The organism is Leptogranulimonas caecicola, from assembly GCF_023168405.1.
Taxonomy (GTDB): domain Bacteria; phylum Actinomycetota; class Coriobacteriia; order Coriobacteriales; family Atopobiaceae; genus Leptogranulimonas; species Leptogranulimonas caecicola.
Genome location: NZ_AP025285.1, coordinates 285,629 through 310,164 on the forward strand (window position 1 = coordinate 285,629; position 24,536 = coordinate 310,164).

The 24,536-nt window shown below is 60.1% G+C and carries 19 protein-coding genes; 11 read left to right on the plus strand and 8 right to left on the minus strand.

Annotated elements, in window-relative coordinates; all coding sequences use genetic code 11:
- Positions 1-20: 20 nt before the first annotated feature.
- The 3 genes from leuB (at position 21) to OR601_RS01280 (ending at position 4,559) form a co-directional block, all read left to right on the plus strand.
- The gene (leuB, locus tag OR601_RS01270) at positions 21-1,133 is read left to right on the plus strand and encodes a 3-isopropylmalate dehydrogenase (RefSeq protein WP_265591926.1); all 1,113 of its coding nucleotides are present in this window, start codon (positions 21-23) and stop codon (positions 1,131-1,133) included.
- Between the two features lie 703 nt (positions 1,134-1,836).
- Positions 1,837-2,865 (plus strand): hypothetical protein, encoded by a 1,029-nt coding sequence (locus tag OR601_RS01275; RefSeq protein WP_265591927.1) that lies wholly within the window; start codon positions 1,837-1,839, stop codon positions 2,863-2,865.
- Positions 2,866-2,990: 125 nt separating this feature from the next.
- Positions 2,991-4,559 carry an amidohydrolase gene (locus tag OR601_RS01280; protein ID WP_265591929.1) on the plus strand — a complete coding sequence of 523 codons (1,569 nt, stop codon included), beginning with the start codon at positions 2,991-2,993 and terminating at the stop codon, positions 4,557-4,559.
- Positions 4,560-4,567: 8 nt separating this feature from the next.
- On the opposite strand, the gene OR601_RS01285 is transcribed toward OR601_RS01280, so the two are convergent.
- On the minus strand, positions 4,568-5,278 hold the full coding sequence (locus OR601_RS01285; protein ID WP_265591930.1) for a GNAT family N-acetyltransferase: 711 nt from the start codon (positions 5,276-5,278) through the stop codon (positions 4,568-4,570).
- A gap of 161 nt (positions 5,279-5,439) precedes the next feature.
- Here OR601_RS01285 and OR601_RS01290 point away from each other — a divergent pair, with 161 nt between their 5' ends.
- The 5 genes from OR601_RS01290 (at position 5,440) to OR601_RS01310 (ending at position 12,019) form a co-directional block, all read left to right on the plus strand.
- Positions 5,440-7,218, plus strand: coding sequence for a phosphotransferase (locus tag OR601_RS01290; RefSeq protein ID WP_265591931.1), 1,779 nt, complete (start codon positions 5,440-5,442; stop codon positions 7,216-7,218).
- A gap of 30 nt (positions 7,219-7,248) precedes the next feature.
- Positions 7,249-8,037 (plus strand): sugar phosphate nucleotidyltransferase, encoded by a 789-nt coding sequence (locus tag OR601_RS01295; RefSeq protein ID WP_265591932.1) that lies wholly within the window; start codon positions 7,249-7,251, stop codon positions 8,035-8,037.
- 9 nt (positions 8,038-8,046) lie between these two features.
- The gene (locus OR601_RS01300; protein WP_265591933.1) at positions 8,047-9,000 is read left to right on the plus strand and encodes a hypothetical protein; all 954 of its coding nucleotides are present in this window, start codon (positions 8,047-8,049) and stop codon (positions 8,998-9,000) included.
- Positions 9,001-9,198: 198 nt separating this feature from the next.
- Positions 9,199-10,998, plus strand: a complete 1,800-nt coding sequence (locus tag OR601_RS01305; RefSeq protein WP_265591934.1) for a phosphotransferase — start codon at positions 9,199-9,201, stop codon at positions 10,996-10,998.
- A gap of 76 nt (positions 10,999-11,074) precedes the next feature.
- Positions 11,075-12,019: a DMT family transporter gene (locus OR601_RS01310; RefSeq protein ID WP_136012209.1), complete on the plus strand. Its 945-nt coding sequence runs from the start codon at positions 11,075-11,077 to the stop codon at positions 12,017-12,019.
- Positions 12,020-12,135: 116 nt separating this feature from the next.
- Here OR601_RS01310 and OR601_RS01315 read toward each other — a convergent pair whose 3' ends face one another.
- Entirely contained in the window at positions 12,136-12,990 is an 855-nt protein-coding gene (locus OR601_RS01315; protein ID WP_265591935.1) for a LicD family protein, read from the minus strand.
- A gap of 147 nt (positions 12,991-13,137) precedes the next feature.
- Here OR601_RS01315 and OR601_RS01320 point away from each other — a divergent pair, with 147 nt between their 5' ends.
- Genes OR601_RS01320 through OR601_RS01330 form a run of 3 tightly spaced genes read left to right on the plus strand, consistent with a single transcriptional unit; the run spans position 13,138 to position 18,522 of the window.
- The gene (locus OR601_RS01320) at positions 13,138-14,280 is read left to right on the plus strand and encodes a glycosyltransferase family 4 protein (RefSeq protein WP_265591936.1); all 1,143 of its coding nucleotides are present in this window, start codon (positions 13,138-13,140) and stop codon (positions 14,278-14,280) included.
- An 11-nt stretch (positions 14,281-14,291) separates the two neighbouring features.
- The gene (gene yidC / locus OR601_RS01325; RefSeq protein ID WP_265591937.1) at positions 14,292-16,442 is read left to right on the plus strand and encodes a membrane protein insertase YidC; all 2,151 of its coding nucleotides are present in this window, start codon (positions 14,292-14,294) and stop codon (positions 16,440-16,442) included.
- On the plus strand, positions 16,435-18,522 hold the full coding sequence (locus tag OR601_RS01330) for a sulfatase-like hydrolase/transferase (protein WP_265591938.1): 2,088 nt from the start codon (positions 16,435-16,437) through the stop codon (positions 18,520-18,522). The genes yidC and OR601_RS01330 overlap by 8 nt, the downstream gene beginning before the upstream one ends.
- A 116-nt stretch (positions 18,523-18,638) precedes the next feature.
- On the opposite strand, the gene OR601_RS01335 is transcribed toward OR601_RS01330, so the two are convergent.
- From OR601_RS01335 to OR601_RS01360, 6 genes are all read right to left on the minus strand, one after another.
- A complete protein-coding gene (locus OR601_RS01335) occupies positions 18,639-19,229 on the minus strand; it encodes a hypothetical protein (protein ID WP_136012214.1) in 591 nt (196 codons plus the stop codon).
- 262 nt (positions 19,230-19,491) lie between these two features.
- Positions 19,492-20,424: an AmmeMemoRadiSam system radical SAM enzyme gene (gene amrS / locus OR601_RS01340; protein ID WP_136012215.1), complete on the minus strand. Its 933-nt coding sequence runs from the start codon at positions 20,422-20,424 to the stop codon at positions 19,492-19,494.
- Positions 20,417-21,862, minus strand: coding sequence for an AmmeMemoRadiSam system protein A (gene amrA / locus OR601_RS01345; RefSeq protein WP_265591939.1), 1,446 nt, complete (start codon positions 21,860-21,862; stop codon positions 20,417-20,419). Before amrA ends, amrS begins: the two co-directional genes overlap by 8 nt.
- 96 nt (positions 21,863-21,958) lie before the next feature.
- Complete coding sequence (locus OR601_RS01350) at positions 21,959-22,663, minus strand: hypothetical protein (RefSeq protein ID WP_265591940.1); 705 nt, start codon at positions 22,661-22,663, stop codon at positions 21,959-21,961.
- Between the two features lie 103 nt (positions 22,664-22,766).
- Positions 22,767-23,483, minus strand: coding sequence for a YcxB family protein (locus OR601_RS01355; protein WP_265591941.1), 717 nt, complete (start codon positions 23,481-23,483; stop codon positions 22,767-22,769).
- 18 nt (positions 23,484-23,501) lie between these two features.
- The gene (locus OR601_RS01360) at positions 23,502-24,041 is read right to left on the minus strand and encodes a YcxB family protein (protein WP_265591942.1); all 540 of its coding nucleotides are present in this window, start codon (positions 24,039-24,041) and stop codon (positions 23,502-23,504) included.
- Positions 24,042-24,536: the final 495 nt, after the last annotated feature.

The window sequence follows — 24,536 nt, forward strand, 5'->3', positions numbered from 1 at the left end:
CGTTACTTTGGAGGACGCTCATGAGGAGCTATAACATCTGCTGCTTGCCCGGCGACGGCATCGGCCCTGAGATCATGGCGGCCGGTCGCCAGGTGCTCGATGCGGCTGCGTCGCGCTTTGGCTTTGAGGTGAACTGCCAGGAGCAGCTCATTGGCGGTGCGGCCATTGATGAGTGTGGGGACCCGCTTCCTGCGGCTACGCTGGAGGCAGCTCAAGCTGCCGATGCTGTGCTGCTGGCCAGCGTGGGCGGACCCAAGTGGGACTCCACCGACCCCTCGCACCCCCGACCTGAGCAGGGGCTTTTGGGTATTCGCAAGGCGTTGGGGCTCTACTGCAACCTGCGGCCGGTGCACGTGTTTGACGCGCTGGTGGATGCTTCCAGCTTAAAGCCCGAGCTGGTGCGCGGAGTCGACATGCTCATTGTCCGCGAGCTCACCGGTGGCCTCTACTTTGGTGCGCGCGAGCGCATCGAGGACGCTCCCGGTGCGGGGATGGATGGCGAGCCGGGCATATGGTGCTCCGATGCCTGCGAGTACGGCGAGGGCGAAATCGAGCGCGTGGTGCGTTACGCCTTCGAGGCTGCTGCGGGGCGTCCGCAGGGCAAGGTGTGCTCGGTGGACAAGGCCAACGTGCTGGACACCAGCCGCCTCTGGCGCGACGTGTCCCACCGCGTAGCCGCCGAGTATCCCCAGGTGGCCTTCTCCGACATGCTGGTGGACAACTGCGCCATGCAGCTGGTGGCACGGCCTGCGCAGTTCGACGTCATCGTCACCGAGAACACCTTTGGCGACATCCTCTCCGACGAGGCCTCCATGGTTGCCGGCTCCCTGGGCATGCTGGCCAGCGCCAGCTTGGGCGACGGCACGCCGCTCTTTGAGCCAAGCCACGGCTCGGCACCCGATATCGCAGGTCAGGGCATCGCCAACCCGCTGGCGCAGATCCTCTCCGTGGCGCTGATGTGCCGCCACGGCCTCGGGGAGTCTGCTGCCGCCGACACCATCGAAGCTGCGGTGGAGTCCGTGCTCAACGCCGGTTGGCGCACCGTCGACATCGTCGATGACGCCACCCCCGCCGAGTGTGTGCTTTCCACCGATGCCATGGCCGCCAAGGTAGTCGAGGCTTTGGGGGAGTAGGGGCTGGTTGAGTTGCTTCAGCTAGCTGGTTATGCAACTCATCCGCTTGTATGTCTTTGCAAAGCACCTGGGTTATGTGCCCAGGTGCTTTGCATTTGGTAGCTATTGCCGAGGGCTGAGGCTAGATTTGGTCGCAGTTATGATGGCCGAGGTTATTGCTTTAGGACCCGTGTAAGAACGCCCAGCGTGATCTTGGCAAAAAAGGTTTGCCAACCTGGTTTCCTTGGCAGCGCAATCTTCCAATCCAGCATCCTTGGCAGGATGCAAATACCTTAGATCTGCCAATCTATTTACTTTTATCTTGAGGTTTAGCAAAAGCCGCCGCCATTCCTGCCTCTATGGCAGAGTTCTGACACCAAAAGCCTTCCAGTCTGACCTGGTTGGCATTCATATCTTCCAAAGTGCACCAGCTGGCAGACACATACGCTTTCCGTGCAGCCTCGATAGGCCACAAGTCATGTCAAAGCTTTCGTGCACAAGAGATGCCATCAGAGCTATCTCGACGTACCCAGCAGATCATGGACACTCTATGAAAAGAAAAAAGCAGTATGAATAAGTTATGGAAAAATCAAAAATACATCCATAGAGCTACCCGCAGGTTTTCTTAATAAGATAAATACATCAATAAGATATGGTACCAAATGACAAAAAAGTGACAGATTTGTGTCAGAAAATGGACAGAGTTCCGTTGCACGCTCTGCCCATGAACGCGATTCTTTGTGACATAGTCGCCTGGATGTATTTTGCATCCAAGCTGCCAGCGACAAGTATCCCAGCGGCAGAGAGCCAAGAGCTTCTTGCTCAGGCGTCCTCAAATGTTGCCTGTGCGAAGGCAGTGAGATCTCAAGTTTGGTGGGAGTCCCAGCTAGCTTTCGCGCATAGCCTGTTGGGGACACCTCCCACACACGAGGTGCCGCTGCATTTTCTTACATTGCCGGTCAATCGAGCAGGAAAACAAAACGGTGTGGTAACCCATCAATACACGGCAATGCTGCCGGGCGGGTTTCTCTTTAATGTCAAACCGCCTGTGGGGCTGGATTCGCTTCAAGTAGTAGGACCTGCGGGATATCTAGCTCTTCGCGCCCGTGAAGTGGATGAAGTTCATTTAGCAGTACTGATTTCAAACCTCTGCGGCGATTACTTCTGTTTGCCTCACAAAGACGCATGTGCTTACTTCAAGCAACCTTTGTGTTCTACTCAGACAATCGCTCAATTGGCACGCTCGTTCTCAGCCAAACCGTTGGGCATAAAACGGCTTATAACTACCATGTGCTATGTGGCAAATAATGCTCACTCGCCTATGGAAACAGTTGTGCAGCTTGCACTCTCACTGCCCAAAAAGTTGGGAGGCTGTGGTCTGCCTACTCCAGAGCTCAATGCAACTATAGAGGTAGAGCCCAAATTGTCCTATCTATTGGGTGGATCAAAAGCAATAAAACCCGATGGCTTGTGGGCCAATCACCATCTGGTTTATGAATACGATAGCAATCAAGAGCATGATGAGAATAAAAATCAAATCAGGAAAGATCGTCAGCGCCGCGATGTAATGGAACGATTGGGATATACGGTAGTGACCATGGATAGTACAATATGTAAAGATGAGGTTCGTCGCAATCTTATCTTTGAACGCATTGCCAATATTCTGGGATATTCCTTTGACTGGAGTGGTCAAGCACAAATTCGGCGTCGTAATCTCTGGGCACGCCTTATGCTCACCGGTATGTGTTGGTAACCCTCCATGCCGAGAAACCCTTCCATCGCAGCTCGCACCCCATCCCTCAGTACAGCCCCCCCAAATCCTGGGCCCCGCATCTATGCCACAATAAATCATGCGGCAGTCAACTTTCAGGAGGAGCAATGCAGGTCTACGAAGGCACTATTCTCACAGTGGATGCGCAGGATTCCGTGGCTTCCTACCTGGTAGAAGACCAAGGTCGCATCCTTTACGTGGGCAACGGGCTGCCTCGGGAGTACTGTTCGGCTCCCCGCATTCATCTGGGAAGCAGCGTGGCCTGCCCCGCCTTCGTAGACACTCACGAGCATCTGGCATCCTTCGCGACGTTCCATGCAGGGCTCAATGTGATGGACGCCCGCTCCAACAAAGAGATTCAAAGCATGATCCGCGACTTCGCTGCGAAGTCCCGGGCAAAGACCCTCATTGCCTTTGGCGCCTCCCCTTACTCGGTGGAGGAGGGCTGCCTGCTCTCTCGCCGGGAGCTCGACGAAGCCTGCCCTGACAGGCCCATCATGATGGTCAAGTATGACGGCCATGCCTGCATCGTCAACTCGGCGCTCCTGGAGCTCGTCGAGCCCAAGGTCAAAGATCTGCGCGGCTATCATCCCCAAAGCGGCGAGATGAACCAGGAAGCCTTCTTCGCGGTCTCAGACTTCATCACCGGCAGTCTCTCCCTTCCTGAGCTCGTTTCCAACATCCAGGCGGCCATGGACTACCTAGCATCCAAGGGCATCGGCATGGTCCACAGTGTAAGCGGGGTGGGCTTCGCGGGAAACCTCGACATCACCCTGGAGACCTGGCTTGCCAAGAGCGCCCAGGAGGGGTTCGCCATCCGCGTCTTTCCCCAGTCAATGGACATCCAGGTGGCTCAAAAGCGCGGTCTTCCGCGCATCGGCGGCTGCTTCGAGTGCGCCCTCGACGGCTGTTTTGGCAGCCAGGATGCAGCACTCTTGGAGCCTTACTCCAATGACTCAGCCAACTCGGGCGTCCTCTACTACACCGACGAGCAGGTTCTCGCCTTCTGCCGAGCCGCCCACAGCGCCGGGCTGCAAATCGAGATGCACGCCATCGGCGACGCCGCGTTCAACCAGGCTGCCCGGTGCTTGGCCCAGGTCATCGACGAGAATCCCCGCCCAGACCACCGCCACGGCATCATTCACGCCTGCCTTCCCACACCACAGGGCCTCGAGGTCTGCGCTGCCCATCACATCCAGTTCCCCATGCAAACCAGTTTCATCAATTGGCCTCAGGAACCCGATTCCTATCTCCGCGAGATCCTCGGCGATTCACGTGCCGAGAAGCTCAACCCCCTTCGCAGCTATTGGGATGCGGGCATCGTGCTTTCTGCGGGCAGTGATGCTCCTTGCACCGATCCCGACCCCATTCTTTGGATGGAACGCGCCTGCAACCACGACATTCCAGAGCAGTCGCTTACGCCTCAGGAAGCCTTGCGTATGTGCACCTATAACGGCGCCTGGACCACATTCGATGAGCAAGAGCGCGGCTCGCTGGAAGCCGGAAAGATCTGCGATATGGCCATTCTTTCGGGCAATCCCTACGAATGCGGGCGCGAGCGTCTCGGTGAGCTCAAAGTGGAAAGCCTCATCCTCTCTGGCAAGCCCTATGGCCGCCAGCGTCAAAGCGTGGTGGCAGCGGTGGCCAAAGGGATGTTCTCGAGGCACCGAGCCTAGACCTCGCCTCACACTTCAAATCCGTAGCGCTCCTTGATCAGCTCTCGCGCCTGCCGCCAAGCAGCGCGGTTTTCCTCGGCGCTCGCTTTGCAGGTAGCTCCCTCGTAGGGCACAAACCCCAGCTTCTCGTAGAGACGTATGGCTGCCCAGGATTGAGCCTCGGTCACCACATAGAGAGGGCGCGGCATCGTGCCGGCTGCAGCAGCCTGGCTGTGGGCCTCACAGGCAGCCAGGCAGGCGGCTTTGGCGAGCCCGTGCCCCTGGTGTTCGGGAGCGCACATCACCCAATGAAGCCTCCAGCGTGCGGGGTCAAAGTGCGCTCCTGGCCAAAGGCCGCAGGTGGCAGCGAGGTTATTATCGGCATCAAGAATGAAAAAGAGGTTGGCGGCGAAAGCCGCAGGATCAGCGGTTTCCATGACATCCCAAAAGCTTTGGGCCTCGTTGGCGGTATAGGGAAAGCCGCAGGCGACCATAAGCTGGGACCACTGGGATCGGTGTTGCTCAGGGTGGGCGCACCAGCGGTAACCGTCGGGCAACGGGATGCTGGGCAGCGAGGATGTTGCAGTGCAGTTGATATTCATGGTGGCACTGGCGACCGTAGCATTAGCAGTAGCATCAGCTGCAAGGTTGCTGGCGGCACGGTTGCTCGCCGTATGGGCGGCATCGGGGTAGACGAGCACAAGCTCGTCGTAGGGGAGGGTGCGATCCACCAGTGGCATAAGGTTCCTTTCAGGAGTGTTCATGGTGATAGTGCTATCGTGCATACATGAACGTTATAGTATGCAGTGGTATATATAAATGTGCAGCGTCCCCTAGTTCTAGCGAGTGTGAGGACGCGCGAGTAGCAGGGCGCTGTCCCTACTATATAAGGAACTCATTCATGTTGACGCGCTATGAATTCGAGACGCTTCGGGTGAGGCAGGCCAACCCCCGCGCCTCTCAGCGGGCTATTGCCCAAGAAGCAGGGATTGCGCTGGGCTCGGTGAACAAGGCGGTGCACGAGCTTGAGGCTGCCGGTCTGCTGAACGAGGCAGGGGAGCCCACGGCTGCGGCCCAGGCCGCCCTGGCCCCCTATCGCGTAGGCAACGCCATTATTTTGGCGGCTGGCGTGGGCGCGCGCATCGCCCCGTTCTCTTTCGAGCGTCCCAAGGCCATGTTCGAGGTGCACGGCCAAGTGCTCATCGAGCGTCTCATAGAGCAGCTCCATGCGGCCGGCGTTCAAGAGATCGTGATCGTCGTGGGCTACATGAAAGAGGCGTTCTTTTATCTTGAGGAGCGCTACGGCGTCACCATCGTGGTGAACACAGAGTACGCTACCCGCAACAACCACTCTTCCCTCTGGGCTGCCAGGCGGTTTTTGGGCAACTCGCTCATCATCTCATCAGACCAGTACTTCACTAAAAACATCTTCCCCGCGTACTCCTACGAGTCCTGGTGCACGGTGAGCCCGCTCGAGGCTTCTTCCAACGAGGAGACTGTGGTGGCAGATTCTGCAGGCCGCGTGCTCGAAGTGCGCGAAGACGGCACTGGCGACTACCTCATGCAAGGGCCCTGCTATCTGGACCGAGCGTTCTGCGAGACCTATCTGTCCATCCTTCAGGCCGAGTATGCCAACAGCGACACCGCCCCCAAGCTCTGGGAGGCCATCTTTTCTCAGCATGCCCAAGAGCTGTCTATGGCCGTGCGCCTGGTGGAGCCCGGTGTCATTCAAGAATTTGACTACCTGGCAGACCTTACGGCCTTTGACCGGGACTTCTTTGCCAATGTGGACTCCCGTATTCTGGACAACATCTGCAAGACGCTTCACTGCCAGCGCGAGCAGATTTGCGATGTGCGCCCGGTGAAGGCGGGCCTCACCAACCTCTCCACGGTCTTTGCGGTGGAGGGCAAGCGCTACATCTACCGCCACCCCGGTACAGGTACCGATAAAATCATCAATCGAGAGGCAGAGACCTTTGCCTTGACCGTAGCCCGTGACCTGGGGTTAGACGATACTTTCATCTACGAGGATCCTGTCGAGGGCTGGAAGATCTCCCGCTTCGTCGACGGCTGTTCGGAGCTGGATTACGCCAGCCGCGACCAGGTGGCCCAAGCTCTCTCCATGGCTCGCACTCTGCACACTAGCGGCAAGGTCTCGCCTTGGTCCTTCGACTTCTTCTCCGAGGGCGTCAAGATCGCCGGCCTCCTCAGGGGCTGCGGCTATCCGCTGCCCCGCGACTTCGACGAGCTCATGGCCCGCGTAGAAGCCATCGCCACCCGCATGCGCTCCCTGGTCAAAGAGCCCGTGCTCTGCCACAACGACTTCTATGGCCCCAACTTCCTGGTGCGCGGCGACGAGATGCGCCTCATCGACTGGGAGTACGCCGCCATGGGCGACCCCATCTGCGACCTGGGAAATTTTGTGGCCCAGGGCTCGGGTTACTCCGTGGAGGAGACCTTGGATATCCTGCCGCTCTACTATGGCCGCGAGACCACTGCCCAAGAGCAATGGCACGCTCTGGCAGCGGTATGCGTGGTGGGCTGGTACTGGTATGTGTGGGCCATGTACAAGGAGGCTATGGGAAACCCTGTGGGCCAGTGGCTCTACACCTGGTATAAAGCGGCTGTCACCTTTGGCAAAGCTGCCGAGAAACGCCTGCAGCAGGCATCCCTGCACTAACATCTGAGCCCTAAAGACACAGGAGGCAACGTGAGCCCATTGACAGAAGAGCGCTTCGAGGTGCTGGCGAGCAAGGCTATGGCCGGTGAGGCGAGCCCGCAGGAGCTGGAGGAGCTGGAGCCCTATCGGGCCAAGCGCGCCGTGCTATTGGCCAGCGGCATGGGGAGCCGCCTGCGCCCCATCACCATCAACACCCCCAAGCCGCTGGTAAACGTGAACGGCCGCCGCATCATCGAGACCCTCATAGAGCCCCTTGTCGCCCTGGGCATCCAAGAGATCTACGTGGTCACCGGCTATCTGGCCTCGGAGTTCGAGCTTTTGCGCCAGGAATACCCCCAGGTGACCCTCATCTACAACCCCCTTTACGCCACCACCAACAACATCTCCAGCGCGCTGGCGGCGGGCAACCACTTTGAGAACGCCTTCGTCTTCGAGAGCGACCTCTACCTCAAGAACCCCCAGCTGCTTACCCCCTACAGCTTCCATTCCTGGTACCTGGGCGTGCCGGTAGACTCCACCCCCGACTGGTGTTTCGACGCCTACGACGGCATCATCCGCGACCTCCACAAGGGCGGAAAAGACTGCTACCACATGTATGGCGTGAGCTATTGGACTGCCGCCGACGGCAAGCAGCTGGCCTCTGACCTCGTCGAAGCCTTCGATGCCGAGAATAACCGCCAACGCTTCTGGGACGACGTCCCTTGCGTGCTCTTCCGCGACCATTACCAGGTGCATATCAAGCCCTGCACCTTTGACGACATCAACGAGATCGACTCTCTGGCAGAGCTCCAAGAGGTCGACCCGCGCTATGAGATGTGAGGTGGCCCTGTGAAAATCATCTCGTTCGAAGGCATCAAGAACTTGGGGATTACCCCGAAGGATTGCCTTGAGTGGACGCGAGAGGCGCTCGAGCGCAAAGCCGATGCCATGCTTCCTCCAAAGATCTCCCTCAAGCCCCCTCATCTGTCGGGAAGCTTTTACAACGTGATGCCCACCATCGCGCCGGCTCTCAACATCGCCTGCGTCAAGCTGGTGACTCGTCTGCCCCATGCAGAGCCGGCTCTCGACGGCAACCTATTGCTCTCAGATCTTGCGACCAATAGCGTCTCTGCCTTGATGGATGCCACTTGGATCACCAATGCGCGCACGGGTGCGGTGGCAGCCCATAGCGCTGCGCTGCTGGGGATCCCCGGGTTTACGCGGGTCGGGTTTATCGGTCTGGGAAACACTGCGCGCGCTACCTTGGATTGTCTGCGCGCCGCAGTGCCAGAGCGGCATCTTGAAGTCACGTTGTTGGCCTACAAGGGGCAGGAAGAGGGTTTCCAAGAGCGCTTCGCCGCCATGCCCGAGGTTACCTTTCACGTGGTAGACGATGTCAAAGAGCTGGTGGCTCAAAGCCAGGTGGTCTTCTCCTGCGTCACTTATACGCCTGAAGACTTTATCGATGACGATTCTGCTTTCGCGCCAGGCATCACGCTCATTCCCGTTCACACGCGTGGGTTCACCCAGTGCGACCTCACCTTTGACAAGGTCTTTTGCGACGACCGAGGCCATCTGCACAACTTCAAGAACTACGCTGCCTTCGAGCCCCGCCTCACCGAGGTGGCAGAGGTAGTCAGCGGCCAGAAGCCTGGCCGCACCTCGGACGAGGAGCGCATCCTGGTCTACAACATCGGCATCGCGCTCCAAGACCTGGTCTATGCCAAGCATGTCTACGATGCGGCGAAAGACTTGGTGCCCGATGTGGTCTATCCCAGGCCCCAAGAGAAATTCTGGGCTTAGGGGCTGCGCAGCCAAGGAGGGCAGCGCTTCTCGGCAATAGGGGAGTGTCCGACCACAGGAGCAGGCTTTGAAGGAGGGGACGGGTTTCTCGGCAGGGGCGGGTCGTTCGCTTATGCAATGGGGTACGTGTTCGCAAACAACGTATTGACAAGATTTTAGAACAGAGCCATGATGGATTCGAGAAGAAAGGATCCCCTTATGGCTCTTGATCATAATGAGTTTCGTGTGGCTCGGGCGCTCTTGGACGGCATGGCTACTCAGCGCACTCTGGCTGAACGGGCGCACCTGGGCGTGGCCACGGTGAACAAAGCGCTCAAAAGCTTAGATGGGCGCGACCTGATAAATGAGCAGGGACTCACCCCCAAAGGCCAAGAAGAGCTGGAAGCCTACAAGGTGGACAACGCGGTCATCATGGCGGCGGGGCTCTCCAGCCGCTTCGTGCCGCTGTCCTACGAGCAGCCCAAGGGTCTGCTCAAAGTGCGCGGCCAGGTGCTCATCGAGCGTCAGATCGAGCAGCTTATCGGCGCCGGCATCCCAAAGATCTATGTGGTGGTGGGCTATAAGCAGGAGCTCTTCTTCTATCTGGAAGACAAATACCCCCAGGTCACCATCGTGGTGAACCGCGAGTATGCCTCCCGCAACAACAACTCGTCGCTCAAGGCGGTAGAGGACAAGCTGGCAAACACGTATATTTGCAGCTCTGACGACTACTTCGAGGAGAACCCCTTCGAGGCCTACGTATGGAAGTCCTACTACGCTGCCCAGTACGCCCAGGGCGAAACCTCTGAGTGGGTCATGACCTGCGGGCCCCATGGGCGTATCACCAAGGTGAAGATCGGCGGCGAATGTGGCTGGTACATGCTGGGCCAGGTCTACTTCGACCGCGAGTTCTCGGTCAAGTTCCGCGAGATCCTCGATGAGGAGTACGACCGTCCCGCCACCGCGCCCAAGCTCTGGGAGGAGCTCTACATCGACCATATCGGCGAGCTTGACATGCGCATCCGCCGCTATGAGACCCCCATCATCCACGAGTTCGACTCCCTGGATGATCTGCGCGAGTTTGACCCGCTCTTCCTAGACAACATCGACTCCGACATCATCGACAACATCACGGCCGCCCTAGGCTGCTCTCGCACCGAGATCCACGACGTCTACCCCTTGAAGGAAAGCCTCACCAACCTCTCCTGCCACTTTGCCACCAACGACGGCGAGTACGTCTATCGCCATCCCGGCATAGGTACCGAGAATATCATCAACCGTCAAAGTGAGTTGGACGCCCTCACGGCCGCTCGCGACAACGGCCTGGACTCCACCTTCATCTGCGCGAACCCTGAGGAAGGCTGGAAGATCTCGCGCTTCGTTCCCCACGCCACCACCATCGACGTGCACAGCCACGAGGGCCTCAAGCAGGCTATGGATGTGGCGCGCAAGCTCCACGAGTCGGACATCAAGCTCGAGAGTACCTTCGACTTCTATCGAGAGGCCAAGCACTACGAGTCGCTGCTGCTCGAAAAAGGCCCCATCCAGGTGCCGGAGTATGCTGTCTGGAACGAGCTGGCAGAGCGCGTGCATGCTGCCATGGAGCAAGACGACGCCCCCGTCACCGTCACCCATAACGACTTTTTCTACCTCAACTTCTTGATCGAGCAGGACGGCACCTTCAACCTCATCGACTGGGAGTACGCCGGCATGGGCGACTCCACCAACGACCTGGCCACCTTCTCGGTCTGCTGCGAGCTCTCCGACGAAGAGGTGGACGACGCCATCGACCTCTACTATCAAGGTCGCCCCACGCCCGAGGAGCGCCGCCACAACCTGGCCATGATCGGCATGTGCGGCTGGTGCTGGTACTGCTGGAGCCTGCTCAAGGAGAGCGACGGCGACTTCATCGGCGAGTGGCTCTACATCTACTACCGCTACGCCAAGAAGTACCTCACCCTGGCAGCCGAGCTCTATGGCCTAGCAGGCGATGCCGAGAAACCCGCCCCCGCCTGCTAGTCGCTTTTGGTCATCTCGCAGGATCACCCCCACCTGCCTTTGCCGCACGGCTCACCTGACGAAAGAAGGATCATCTATGGGATACGGACTTACCAGCGGCTTGCTCTGGGGCCTGGACACCGTCATCTTGGGCATCGCCCTCTCCATGGCACCCTACGTGGGCACCGCTGAGGCGCTGGCCTTCGCTGCCATTGTGAGCGCCGCCTTTCACGACGTCTTCTGCGCCGTGTGGATGTTTGTGATCATGGCCGTGCGCGGGCGTCTCAAAGACACGGTGGCCGCCCTCAAAACCCGCAGCGGCAAGGTGGTCGCTGCCGCGGCCCTTCTGGGCGGCCCCTTTGGCATGACCGGCTATGTGGTGGCCATCAACCAGCTGGGCCCGGGCATCACCGCCATCATCTCCAGCTTCTACCCGGCCTTTGGCGCCTTTTTGGCCGTCTTCGTGCTCAAGGAGAAGATGGAGCTCAAGCGCTGGATCGCATTAGCTGTCGCTATGGCTGCCATCATCGTGATGGGCGTGGCCGCCAGCGATATGGAGATGCCCGGAGACGCGCTGGTGGGCATTCTGGCCGCTCTGGCCTGCGTGGTGGGTTGGGGCAGTGAGGCCGTGCTTTTGGCCTGGGGCATGCGCGACGACTCGGTGGACAACGAGACCGCCCTGCAAATCCGCGAGACCACCTCTGGCCTGGTCTATCTGGCAGTAATCCTGCCGCTCTTCGCCGCCTGGCCCTTCGCTGTCCAGGTGTTCGCCACCCCTGCCACCGCCGTGATCGCCGGCGCCGCGTTGGCCGGCACCGTCTCCTACCTCTTCTACTACAAGGGCATCGACAAGATCGGCGCCGCCAAGGCCATGGCGGCCAACATCTCCTACTCGGCTTGGGCCGTGGTGCTGGGCCTGGTGCTTCTGGGCCACGTTCCCAGCCTTATCGAGATCGTCTGCTGCATCGCCATCCTCTGCGGCACGGTGCTTGCCTCTGCCGACGACTGGAGCGAGCTCATCCCTGGCAAGAAGAGCGCGTAATCCGAGCGGCAGCGCGCGAGTCGCCATCGCAAGCAGGGAAGTCTTTCTCATAGCCGAGAAAGACTTCCCTTTTTCGTGTGCGTTATGGGTGGCCAGGTGCCGATCCGGCGCAGTCGCTAGGACTGCTTCTTGGCAGCCTCCACCACGTTGATGCCGTCGCCAAAATCCAAGACTTCCGGTGCATGGGTGTAGCGTTTGTCGGCAGGGGGAAGCGCCTGCCAGTCGCCATAGGTGGCAGTGAGGTAGGCCTCGATGTTGTGGGGGCCCATAAGCTCGACGCCCTCGAACTTGATGGGAACCGGGGGCAGCAGGTCCTGGGCGGGAATGGGCTCGTAGTCGGCATAGGTGGCGTCCACCATAAGGTCACCGGGGTTCTCCGTGTGGCAGGCACGCTCGAACATCTGGGCGATGTAGGCCATGGACATGTGGCGTACTACGCCGTGAGCTGCCTCGCAGGCCAGCTCCAGCGCGCGGTTGGGCACGTTGTGGGGATGAGCCAGATACTTGAGGTAGGCCATGCGCTGCCAGAAGAGCAGGCGGCGCCGCTGGCGGGCGGCGATGCCAGGGTCGCGATCCAGGCGCACCAGGCGGAAGATGTCTAAGAAGATGCCCTGCTCCATGCCGGCCTCTACTGCCACGCTGTCTTGAAAGCGAGTCCCGTCTTTCCAAAGCGTCGCCCACAGGCGGGTGTAGTGGGGGGTATTTTTCCAGGTATGAAGGGAATAGTCCTCCGGCAAGTAGCGGGGGAGCACTTCCAGCATGCGGGTGTAGTCATCGGTGGGCATAGACACGTCTACGTCGTCATCCCAGGGGATAAAGCCGCCATGGCGAAGGGCCCCTAGGGCCGTGCCTCCCTCGATGAAGTAGGTGAGGTGCGCATCTTTGCAGGCCTGGTCAAAGACTTTGAGCATTTCCAGCAACTCATGATGGAGACGATCTAGAGAATCGCCAGGATAGGGTGTGGTTTCCATGGGGTTACTCCAGGGTTTGAGGTCGACATTCTATGATGTGAACGCTTCTATACCTTGTCTATAGAGCCAAAGTGTCCATACCTCTAGTATCTCTTACACATACGAGGCGGCCACCCTTTTAACCTTTTGACCAGAAAGATTATTTTTATGGCCTCAACCCATGCCTACGTGATCTTTTCGGCTCAATATCTTCCATCCATGGGAGGTGTCGAGAATTTCACTGCCTCCTTGGCCAAAGAGCTCGCCTCCCAGGGCCACCGAGTGACCGTAGTCACCTCTCAGGTGCCCAACACGTCGAGCCGCGAAGACACCCAGGGCTTCGAGGTGGTGAGGCTTCCTGCCTATCAACTGCTTAACGGCCGCCTGCCTATCACCCACCGCACGGCAGCCTACGAGCGCATTTGGGACTACCTGCTGGAGCTTCCCTGCGATCGCGTGTTGGTGAACACGCGCTTTTACCCCCACTCGCTGGAGGGCCTTCGCTACGCAGAGGCAAAGGGCGTCCCTGCGGTGGTGCTTGAGCATGGGTCGGCGCCCCTTACCTTGGGAAACCCCCTGGCAGACCACGCTATCTCTGCCTACGAGAAGGTTATCACCCGCCTAGGTGCTCGCTATGAGCCTCGTTATGCAGGTATTTCGCTGGCTGCGTGCCGCTGGCTTGCCGCAGAATTTCATATCCGCACTCAGCGAGTGATTCCCAACGCCATTGATGCCGTAGCTTTTAGAGCCCAGGCTTCCAGCCGCGACCTTCGTGCCCTGGCATCGGTTGAGCCCCAGGATTTTGTGGCGGCGTTTATCGGCCGTTTTGTAGCCGAGAAAGGCGTGCTTACCTGCCTGGGTGTGGCTGAGTGCCTGCCGCAGGTCTCCTTTGTGTTTGCGGGATCGGGGCCTTTGGACGATGAGGTGCGCGAGCGCTGCAGCAAGCTTTCTAACGCCACCTATGTGGGGCGCCTGGATAAGGCTGACGTGTCGGCCCTGCTCTTCCAGGCTGACTGCTGGGTGTCGCCTACCCTGTCGGAGGGTATGCCTACCTCGCTTTTGGAGGCGGGAGCCTGGGGAACGCTGCCGGTCATAAGCCCTGTGGGCGGTGTAGAAGATGTGCTGGGCCCAGATGGCGGCCCTGGGGAGCTTTGCAGCTTGGAAGCAGGCTCTGTGCAGGCGGCTTTGGAGCGTCTGGCGGCATTGAGTCCAGAGGATCGTCAAGCCCGTTCTGATGAGTTCCGCCATCGAGTAGAAACCGCGTTTACCTGGGCAGACTCCGCTCGTGCCCTGGATAAAGCCTTCGAATAAGGAATACGTACATGCTGGAAATGCTGGCTGCTTTCTTTAGCACCATTCTGGATCCGTGCTATACGGTCACCGGTAACTGGTGGTTGGCCATTGTGCTGTTCACCATTGTCACCAAGATCCTGCTTTTGCCCATCTCGCTCTGGTGCCAAAAGAACTCGCTTTTGGTGGTGAGCCTGATGCCCCAGGTAAATGCCATCAAAGTGAAGCACTTTGGCGACAAGGAGACCATCGGCGAGGAGCAGAACAAGCTCTATAAGCAGGAGGGCTATCATCCTCTGCTTTCCATGCTGCCTCTGGCCATCCAGGTGCTCATCCTCTTTGGCTTGGTAGACGTCATTCGTTCCATCGTAGCCTCGGGCGAGCCGGGAACGGCGCTTTTGGGTCTTGTGCCGGTAACCGACGGCGGCTGGTCATGGATCATGCCGGTGTTGGCAGCGGCCTCCTCGGCCATCTTGGGAGCGGCCCAAAACCACATCAACCCTCTCCAGCGAGAGCAGGGCAAAGCGGAGAAGGCCTCCACCAACGGCCTCTCCATTGGCCTGTCTGCCATACTGGGGGTCTCGGTGGCCAGCGGCATGGTCTTCTACTGGATCTGCTCCAACCTCATGGCTATCGTGGTGCAGCTGGCCTGCAACCTCATCATGAATCCCAAGAAGCACGTGGACTACGACGCGTTGCGCGCCTCCCAAGCAGAGCTCCAGGCGCTGGAAGACCTCTCGGCCTCAAACAAGAAGTGGTACGAGAAAAACCCGCTGGCCAAGCGCGAGCGCGAGGACATCGCGCGCTTCTACGACGTGGTGGACAAATCCATCGTGTTCTATAGCGAGGGCAGCGGCTTTTACAAGTACTTTCGGGGCGCCATCGAGTGGCTGCTGGAGCACTCCGACATCCGCATCCACTACATCACCAACGACCCCAACGACCAGGTCTTTGAGATTCACCAAAGCCAGCCACGTCTCATTCCCTACTACATGAGTGTCCAAAAGCTCATCACCGTCATGATGAAGATGGATTGCGACGTCTTCGTGGCCTCCCTGGCAGACTTGGACAACTACTACCTCAAGCGCTCCTATGTGCGCAAAGACATCGAATACGTGGACATGCTGCACCACACCACCTCTATGCATCTGGTGGGCGCTGCCAACTGCCACGACCACTACGACACCATCTTTTGCGCCGGCCCCCACCAGATCGCCGAGACTCGCGCCTCCGAGAAGCTTCGCGGCGTGCCCGCGAAAAATCTTGTGCCCATCGGCTACGACCTGCTCGACCGAGAGCGCCAAGAGTATCGAGAGCTGCAAGAAACGCTCCCCAAGCACAGTCGCCCGCAAGCCACCCATCGCCCCCAGGCCCTCATCGCCCCCTCCTGGCAAGAGGACAACATCTTGGACCTCTGTGCCGCCGACACTATCAACTCATTGTTGGAGGCCGGCTTCGACGTGACCGTGCGCCCCCATCCGGAATATGTCAAACGCTATGGCGCCCGTTGGAACGCCCTCAAGGAGCGTTTCTCGGCAGTGCCCGAGGGCCAGGTCACCTTTGAGGACGACTTCTCCGGCGAGAGCTCCATCTTTGCGGCAGACGTGCTGCTCACCGACTGGTCTTCCATCGCCTGTGAGTTCTCCTTCACCACCGACAAGCCCACCCTCTTCATTGACACGCCCATGAAGGTGGGAAACCCTGACTGGCAAGAGATCGGCCTCGTGCCCACCGAGATCTCGCTGCGCAACCAGATTGGCCAGTCGGTGGCCGTGGAAGACGTGGCTTCCATCGGGTCTATCGCCTGCTCCATGGTGGACGAGGCCTCCCAGTGGCACGACCGCATCGAGGAAGTCTACGACACCTTCATCTTCAACCACGACCATGGCGGCGAGGCTGCAGGTCGCTACTTGTTAGATGCCGTGCTCAGGGCCCAAGCTCAGAAGGGCAAGAAGGGCGAGGGTCTCACTCCTCCCGTTCCTCGCCGGGCCACACCCGATGCCCCGTACACCCAGGATCCCCAGGACGCGGCAGATGCCCAAGAAGTCGCTGAGGCCCAGGATGCCAACGACGCCCAGGCTGCCGAGAAGGGCGCGCCGCCTGTTTCCCCAGACGTCTCTGAGAAGCCCTACACTCCCAAACATTTTGCAAAGCCTAGCCAGCAGGAGGACTCCCATGAATAAGCAGCTAAGGCGTCCTTTTGTCTGGCTCTTCGACGGCCTCTTTGTGTGTGTGCTGGCCACGCTCTATCTGGCCTGCTTTGCCACGCCGGCCCAAGCCTACGTGGATCCCTCGGTAGTGACCTATACCATCCAGGCGCTGGCAGGTGTGGCGGTGGCACTCTCTGCGGTGTTGGGCGTGGTATGGCGCCGTCTGCGCAAGCGCCTCTATAAGGCATTGAACATCGACGAGAACCGCGACAAGGTCCATGACCCTGTGGTTCATGAGGTGAATCCGGCTTCCGATGAGGGCCAGCAACTGCTGCGCGAAGCCAGCCGCAAAGCCTTGGAGGATGAGAAGCTGGTAGGCCCTCATAAGCCTCAGAACCTGCGCTGGGCTCCTCGCTTCGTGCTGTCGCTTTTGGCTTGGGGCTGCCTTATCTATTCGCTGGGCGTGGTGACTCCGCTTTCCATGATGGCCAGCAGTCTGGACAGCTTCATCTTTGGCCTGGACGTGGTAACCCCTGCGCTGCTGGTGTTTGCCGCGACGCTCTGGCTAGCCCTCTCTGTTCTGACCTCCCTGGTGAGGGGTAGGGCCTTTACCGTGGTGGCCGCTCTTATCGGCGCTCTTTCGGTGGCAGTGTTTGTCCAAGGCAGCTTTATGAACGTAGGCTTGCCTGTGGCCGACGGCAAAGAGGTGGTATGGGGAAACTTCCTCCAGATCACCTTGGTAAGCTCGCTGGTATGGGTGGCCTTGATGGTGGCAGCGGTGGCCTGGGCGCTCTTTAGCGCCAAGACGCTTAAGGCAGCGGTGGTGATTCTCTCTATCGTGCTGGTGGGCGTGCAGTCGGGGGTGCTGGTGAGCAGCCTGCAGCAAGCCGAGGGCGACCTTGCGTCCATGGGTGCCCCCGACACCCTTTGGACCGGCCGCCCCATGGTCACCACTCAAGATCGAGACACGGTGTCAGAAGGACACAACGTGGTGATGTTCGTTCTGGACACGGTGGACAACGGCTATTTTGACCAAGTGCTTGCCCAATACCCTGGCATCGTGGACGACTATACCGGCTTCACTCACTACGCCAACTGCTCCGGTATGATGATCCCTACGCGCTATGCCATGGCAGACCTGGTGACCGGCTATTGCCTTACCGACGAGGACGACGCCTACGGCACCAGCGTCATCTCATCCTGGTATGCGGCGGAGAACCTGGTGGATGCCATGAAAGACAACGGCTATAGCGTGGACATCTACTCCACCGACATGCCCCAGGGCACCTCCTCGCTGCAGGGGCGCGTGGACAACATCCATGAGCTGGAGACCCAGCCTGGCTTTTGGCCCACAGTGTCCTCCCTCTGGAAGATGTCGCTTTACCGCTCAGCCCCTTGGGCTCTAAAGCCGCCTTTCTGGTTCTACTCCGGCGACATCGCCAACGACATTTTGGGCAATGCCACAGGGGACACCCCCTTTATCCTGGATGATGCGCAATACCTGGAGGACCTCAAAGAGAACGGCCTTGCCTTTGAGGAAAACGAGGACGTCACCTCCCGGGGCACCTACAAGCTCATCCACATGATGGGTTCCCACTATCCGGTGACCCTCGATGATCAGGGCCGGCGCGTGCCCGAGCAAGACACCGATGTGGTCAAGCAGACCCGCGGCGCGTTGCTGGCGGTGGAGCAATACATGGACGAGTTAAAGCGCCTAGACATCTATGATGAAACCACCATCATCGTCACGGCAGATCACGGATACTGGTATCTGGCTGACGAAATCGATGGCCCCACCAGCCCCTTCTTGCTGGTGAAGCCCGCAGAAGATGCGGCCCAAGCCGCCGAGCCCATGAAGACTTCCTGGGCCCCTGTAAGCCAGCATGACCTGGCAGCCACTCTTCTCAAGGCTATGGGCGATCCCAGCTATCATGAATGGGGCACGCCGGTGGACGAGGTGCCAGAAGACCAGCCACGCACCCGCTACTACGATGCCACCTCCGTGGCTGACTACCACGATTACTACGCTATCAAAGAGTGGGCTATCGACGGCGATGTACGCGACTGGGATGCCTGGACAGAGACGGGCAAAGAGTGGCCCATCGTGGATTAGCGCCTCTGCATCAGGCTGTGTAGACTAAGCAACGGAGGCTCTTCTCGGTAAGGTTATGCCGAGAAGAGCCTCCGTCTTTAGGTGCGAGTGTGGGGCGGGGAAGTGCTGGCGACGACCTAGAAGGCTTCGCCTAGGCGCTCTACTACCTGGTCGAAGTTGGCGGGGCCCAGAAGCGAGAGCATGAAGAGGGCGAAGAGGCCGCCTACAGGGTCGGCGTCAGCGAAGCGCTCATAGAAGTTGGCTGCCTTGCGCACGGAGGCGTTGTCCAGGTTCTCCACTGAGAGCATGTGGATGATGTAGTTGGCGTTCCAGTGGAAGACCACCGTGTTGGCGCCGGTCATGAGGCGCTCGCAGCGGGCGTAGACCTCCTCGCAGGCCTCGCCGCTTTCTGCGCAGAACTGCTGGGTGACGTGCTGCAGGAGAGGCGCGGGCCACTCGCCGTCGCGCACATGGTCGATGACCGACTCGTCAGCCGTAAGCTCCACCAGGATCTGCGGGGGCAAAAGGGCGGCCAAGATGTCGTCACCGGCGTTGCCCAGAGATTCGCGGAGGGTGGGGATAGTGGCATTTTCGAAGACCTCGTTATCGCCGATCTCGGCGAATTTGGCGGCCCAATTGATGCCCATCACGCTGCTGCCGGTGAGCATGCCGGCCAAAATGCGGGGTGTGAGGGCGATCCCCGTGCTTACGTAGGCGGTATCTGACATGTGTCTCCTTTGAACAGAGGTAAACGTCCAAGCGTCAGGCTGTAGAAATACCAAAAACTGAGAGATGGCTGCCTGGGCCAAAATAGAGGGACAGGCAGACGCAACCTTCACCATCTTAGACCATGCCGTAAGGTACTCTGGCGAGGCTTGTCCCTGGGAAAAATTGCACGTCAGTAGTTTTCCCAATGGCGAGCAGGGGGCCTGCAGACAGGTGCCAGGCGAGCTTGTGGCCTCTTAGGTAGCGGAGTTACGTAGCTGGCATCTAGCAGTTGCCGGTATAGACCCACCGAAGGTGCGCATGGGCGATGTCTCTGAGCCTATAGATGTCCTCACACGGCGTGGGTTCCAACTGAGTGCAGCGAAACGCCGGGAAGAACCTCGTGATGTGGAGCACGATGGAAGGGTCTATTTGGGCCAGCCAACGGCACTGAGCCTCCATCTCTTCTGGCGAGTCATTGAACCCCGGAACAATGAGGCTGGTGATCTCCACATGGCAGCTGGGTGTGGCCGCAAAGGCGGCAATGGCAGCTTTGACGCACTCCAAGTCGCCGCCAATCTGCGCGTAGCCCTGGGCATTGAAGCATTTAAGGTCGATGTTCACGGCGTCCATAAGAGGGGCTACGGCGTCGATGACAGGCGCCTCAAAGCACCCGTTGGACACCAGCACATTGCAGAGGCCTGCGCCGTGGACCAGCTCGGCGCAGGAGCGCACGTATTCGAAACCGCAGAGGGGCTCGTTGTAGGTGTAGGCCACGCCGGCAACCTCGGGATCGGAGGCGGCCATGTCTGCTGCGGTGGCTGCCAAATCCTGGGGCGACAGATAACGCCAGGGCGCCCGAGCGGCTCCCGCCTGGGCGATGCAGTGGTTCTGGCACCAGGGGCATCGCAGGTTGCAGCCGTAGGATCCCACCGAAAGCACCAGTGTGCCCGGCCTAAACCTGGCCAGGGGCTTCTTCTCTATGGGATCCACCGCCACCGAGGTCACGCGCCCAAAGTTCTCGTCGACCACCCGGCCGCCCACGTTGGTGCGCGCCCGACATGCCCCGGTGGCGCCGGGAGCCATCGAGCACCTATGAGGGCAGCACTCGCAGGTGGCGCGGAGGGGTTTCTGGGTATCCTGGGGCGCTGCTGAGGCGGGAGCGGCTTGGGGGTTGAGCGGCGTGTTGGCCGAGAAGGACGCAGCCTCCCTAAACATGGCGCACCACCTGGAAGCGCTGGATGGAGACGCGGTCGCGAGACAGGTCGATGCCTCCCTTGGAGGCGGCGATGGAGAGTTGCTCGTCCACGGAGTCGACGCCGGCCAGGTCAGGGAGCAGGACGCCGCGGCGGCCGTCGGAGGTGGAGACGATGACGCCGTAACGAGTGCAGTCCAGCTCCAAGGTGGAGGAGACGGGCTCGGGCTGAGAAAGGACGTCTACGTCGTAGATCAGCTCGGGCAGCTCCTCTGGGGTGACCGGCGAGAAGCGGGGGTCGTGGAGGGCGGCAGAGATGGCATTGGCCATGATCTCGGCGGCCAGGTTGGGTTGAACGGGGGAGAGGGTACCTATGCAGCCGCGCAACCGGCCATCCTTTTTAAGGGATACAAAGCAAGCGCCGGGGAGCTCAAGGGCTTCCAGGCTTGCCTGAGAAGCGTCCTTGGCGGCGACGATGGCCTGGGCTGCGGCGTCGGACGGAGCGCCCTGGCCGCGCACCGCGCTCTCCAGCGACAGGCGCGCCAGCGCGCAGTAGGTGTCTTCATGGGCGGCGATGTCTTCGAGCTCGGCACGGCGGGCGGTGTCGTAGTCCTTCCCAAAAGCGCGCTCGGGGGCGGAGCCTGCGGAGCCATCAGGGGTGAAGGAAGCCACTGCATAACCCACGCCGTAGGGTCCCTCGTAGGACATGAGACTGGCGTCTAGGGGCGTGGCGTCCAGAGCGCCTGCCATGATTTGGAAGGAGCGCAGGCCGCATTCGCCGGCGCGCTCGGCAAAGTCGGGGCTCACCAAGAGCAGGCGCAAGAAGTCCGCCGACTCAAAGGACTCGCACACCAGGGCGTCGAACTCCGGGCCCTCGGGAGCAAAGCCGTAGGGCCCCTCGTCTGCCAGCTTGTGGGAGAGGTCGCCGCTGGCCACAAAAACCATGGAGCGGTCAAGCTCCTGGGCTGCCTGGCGCACCAGCTCGCCCAGGCGGTAGTGGTCTTTGGGCGAGAGCCCGGAGAGGGAGAGGCGCACGTAGCGAGGGGCGGGTTTGTTGGCAGGCCAATGCTTCTGAATGAAGTAGACCGGGATGAGCGTAGCGTGGTCGAGCTCGGGATTCTGGCGCCCTAGCGGCCCTGCGGCAAGGCCGGCCGCCTGGGCGGCGTCGCAGAGGGTTGAGACCATCTCTTGGTCGTAGTCGATGGAGGCAGTCACCTGAGGGGCGCCAAAGGAGGCAAAGGAGCCGTATGCGCCCTCTCCGGTAGATATCTGCAGGTAGTCGCCGTAGAGCGGGGCGTGGGGACTGGAGATGACAACGGTGTCAGGGGCGTCCTGGGCGATGGCTTTGCCTACGGCGTCGTATGCGTCGATGGTGGCTTGGATGGCCTTTTCTCGGCCTTGGCCAACCTGAGGGATGATGAGAGGGGGATGGGGCACGGCAAACGCTTGAGTCAACGGCATAAAGGGAGCCTCCCTAAAAAATGTGATGTGGGGGAGGCTCTTAGAAGCGGTGCGGATAGGCGCCATGAAACTTGCTGGGCCTTTTGTGCCGAGCGGTTAGGCGCGATGACCCAGCTTGCGCTCGAGATAATCCTTGAGTTGGGCCGGGGTGCCTCCCTGTAGGTGGTTTTTATCCCAGATCATGTCTTCGAGATCGGCGCGCTGCTCAAGCTTTTGCGCATAGTCCGAAGAAACCATATTGTGCAAGAGGTTGCCTACCTCCACCTCTCCGTTGACGAGCACCACCAAGTGCTCGGTTTCCTCCAGGTGGGAGAAGGCGCTGTAGGGCTTGGAGATGGTGCCGGACACCTTGCCGTCTACAAGGACGCTGGTGCGCACCTCGGTGGTGCACGCAGAGGTGCGGATCGTGCAGCGGGGGTTGTCTGACACGGGGGCTCCGTGGCGGGAGAACCAGTGGCTCCAGGTCTTGCGCCAGCTGCGGGCAGGCCAGAAGACTGTGAAGCCCTTGATGGCAAGTAGCACGCTGTAGCCTAGCAAGAAGATGATGATGAGCCCCAAGAAGATGCCCCAGGGGGTGATGTCCCACACCGAGACGGTGCCCCAAATGTAGGCTGCCAGCACGATGAGGAAGACGGCGGCGAAGATGAGGCCGTCGCGTTTGTTCAAGGAGCGGTCGCGGGCGCTGATGACCTCGCGCAGCAGCGGCTCGTCCATCTCAAAGGTGGACTCGAAGCGCACATCGCCGGCGGAGAAATCGCAGGCGGCCTTGGCAGGGGTGGAATCAAGGATGGGGGAGCTCATAGGGCGGGGCTTTCTGGATGGAGGGTCAGATAAAGGGCGGGCCGGCGCCGATGCGCGGCCAGGACGGCAGAGGCTTGCGGCGCAGGCGCTGGGGTGCGGAGGGTTAGGAGGCGTCCTTTTTGGAGCCTTCTCTGCGCTGGGCTTTGCGGGCTTGGCGCGCCTGCTTTTTGGCGGCGTCGCGTTCTTTTTGAGCAGCCTGGACGGTGCTCCAAGAATCCAGCGTAGAGCAGATCTTGTCGCAGGCGCGAGCCACTGCGTTTCGAGGGGGCTCGCTCACATGGGTGGCCAAAAACTGAATGAACCCTGCGGCGTCGCCTTTGGTAAAGCCCTGGGTGTCCAACATGAAGATGAGCGACCCTTTGGCCAGAGTGAGGCAGATGAGGCGAGGGGTGGCCACCGCGCGGCTGAACTCGCTCCACCCAAAGGTGCGACGAGTGCCGTCGCTCAAGATGACACCCAATTCCTTCTCGGTGGCATAGGTGGTGCGCTGGCGGGCTTTTTCGCCGGCACGATCCAGCGCGGCGATCATGCGGCGGGCGTTGTCTAGAGGAAGCCGGTTGCCCTGCCACACTGTCATGAGGCCCACGAGCAGCACCAGCGCGCAGGTCAGCCCCGAGATATGCCAAAAGACGCGGGCCAGCACCGCAGCAACGCCTATAAGGATGCCGCAGCCAAAGTAGAACACTCGGAGCGTGGGGGAGACCGTGAGCCTGCAGGCTTCCTTGACCTGGTCGTTGGTGAGGGTGGTCTCGTTCACAAAGAGGGAGCCTGCCGGCACGCCGGCTGGCAGCGGATGAGAAGGATGCTTCTTTTTTGCCATGGAGTCACTCCAATAGGGTTACTTTTGGGCGGAAAGCAAAGCGCGCACTGACTCGTAGCGGCTGGTGGAGAGCGCCTTGGCAGGGATGAGTGCCAGCTCGCCGGTATTCATGTCCACCAGGATGAGTCGAGACGTGCTGTAGACATGCTTGATGTCGTTGAAGGGGTAGACCCCCATCTCGCCGGAGGGCTGAGTCACCTCCAGCCTGTCATCCCACACGTCCACGATATAGCGGCGACCGTCTTCTGGCAGCTGCACCGCATTGAGCCCGGAGCGCTGAAGCCTCGCCAGCATGTAAGTGGACCAGCGGCCGCCAACGACCATGAGGCCTGCGCAGAGGGTGGCCATCACTACCATCACCACCGTTTGAGGCTCGAGCACAAACCCGTAGATGAGCATGGCTGCCAGCAACAGCGCGCAGGCGATATAAGCCGGGTTGGAGGCGCCGGTGGGCGTAAGCACCGAGAGCGCATCTTGCGTCATCAGGCTGGTGAGCTCGTAGGTGGCGTGATAGAGCGGCTTGGGTGACGCCGCAGATGAAGAAGACGTGGCAGCCATGACTTCAGGCTCCCTTCGTAAACCGTGCGATATCGCTAACAGAATGATTCTAGCCAATGGGGACCTCTCTGGCACCCAGGGGCGTTTCTCGGCAGCGAAGCTTTCCTGGGCCTCAGGGCGCCCCCGTCTCCCCTCCCTGCCGAGAAACCCCCACCGTCCTCGCCTGCAACTTCGAGGTGGGATGGGTGAGAGACGAGACTCGGAACTTTTCCATTGGGTAACAGGGGAGCCTGAGAGAGGCCTCAAGGCGTTGACAGGGGCGGCTAAAGCGTCGTAGCATGCCCACATAACCGACATTCGGTACACCAAACCGGCGAAGCGGAAGTAAAACCGTCCCAAGCGCCTACAGAGAGCCCGTGCAGCTGAGATGCGGGCGGTAGCAGGACGGCATAATGGACCCGCTGAGGGCGCGGAGAAGCCTTTAAGGTGGAAGCCGCGACGGGAGCTCCCGTGACAGAGCAGGGCGTGTAAGCGCCTCAAAGGGGGCAGGGAGAC

Coding starts and splice junctions, on each gene's coding strand:
- leuB (WP_265591926.1), top strand. CDS start 21: ATGAGGAGCTATAACATCTGCTGCTTGCCCGGCGACGGCATCGGCCCT.
- OR601_RS01275 (WP_265591927.1), top strand. CDS start 1,837: ATGAACGCGATTCTTTGTGACATAGTCGCCTGGATGTATTTTGCATCC.
- OR601_RS01280 (WP_265591929.1), top strand. CDS start 2,991: ATGCAGGTCTACGAAGGCACTATTCTCACAGTGGATGCGCAGGATTCC.
- OR601_RS01285 (WP_265591930.1), bottom strand. CDS start 5,278: ATGCCACTGGTGGATCGCACCCTCCCCTACGACGAGCTTGTGCTCGTC.
- OR601_RS01290 (WP_265591931.1), top strand. CDS start 5,440: ATGTTGACGCGCTATGAATTCGAGACGCTTCGGGTGAGGCAGGCCAAC.
- OR601_RS01305 (WP_265591934.1), top strand. CDS start 9,199: ATGGCTCTTGATCATAATGAGTTTCGTGTGGCTCGGGCGCTCTTGGAC.
- OR601_RS01310 (WP_136012209.1), top strand. CDS start 11,075: ATGGGATACGGACTTACCAGCGGCTTGCTCTGGGGCCTGGACACCGTC.
- OR601_RS01315 (WP_265591935.1), bottom strand. CDS start 12,990: ATGGAAACCACACCCTATCCTGGCGATTCTCTAGATCGTCTCCATCAT.
- OR601_RS01320 (WP_265591936.1), top strand. CDS start 13,138: ATGGCCTCAACCCATGCCTACGTGATCTTTTCGGCTCAATATCTTCCA.
- yidC (WP_265591937.1), top strand. CDS start 14,292: ATGCTGGAAATGCTGGCTGCTTTCTTTAGCACCATTCTGGATCCGTGC.
- OR601_RS01330 (WP_265591938.1), top strand. CDS start 16,435: ATGAATAAGCAGCTAAGGCGTCCTTTTGTCTGGCTCTTCGACGGCCTC.
- OR601_RS01335 (WP_136012214.1), bottom strand. CDS start 19,229: ATGTCAGATACCGCCTACGTAAGCACGGGGATCGCCCTCACACCCCGC.
- amrS (WP_136012215.1), bottom strand. CDS start 20,424: ATGTTTAGGGAGGCTGCGTCCTTCTCGGCCAACACGCCGCTCAACCCC.
- amrA (WP_265591939.1), bottom strand. CDS start 21,862: ATGCCGTTGACTCAAGCGTTTGCCGTGCCCCATCCCCCTCTCATCATC.
- OR601_RS01350 (WP_265591940.1), bottom strand. CDS start 22,663: ATGAGCTCCCCCATCCTTGATTCCACCCCTGCCAAGGCCGCCTGCGAT.
- OR601_RS01355 (WP_265591941.1), bottom strand. CDS start 23,483: ATGGCAAAAAAGAAGCATCCTTCTCATCCGCTGCCAGCCGGCGTGCCG.
- OR601_RS01360 (WP_265591942.1), bottom strand. CDS start 24,041: ATGGCTGCCACGTCTTCTTCATCTGCGGCGTCACCCAAGCCGCTCTAT.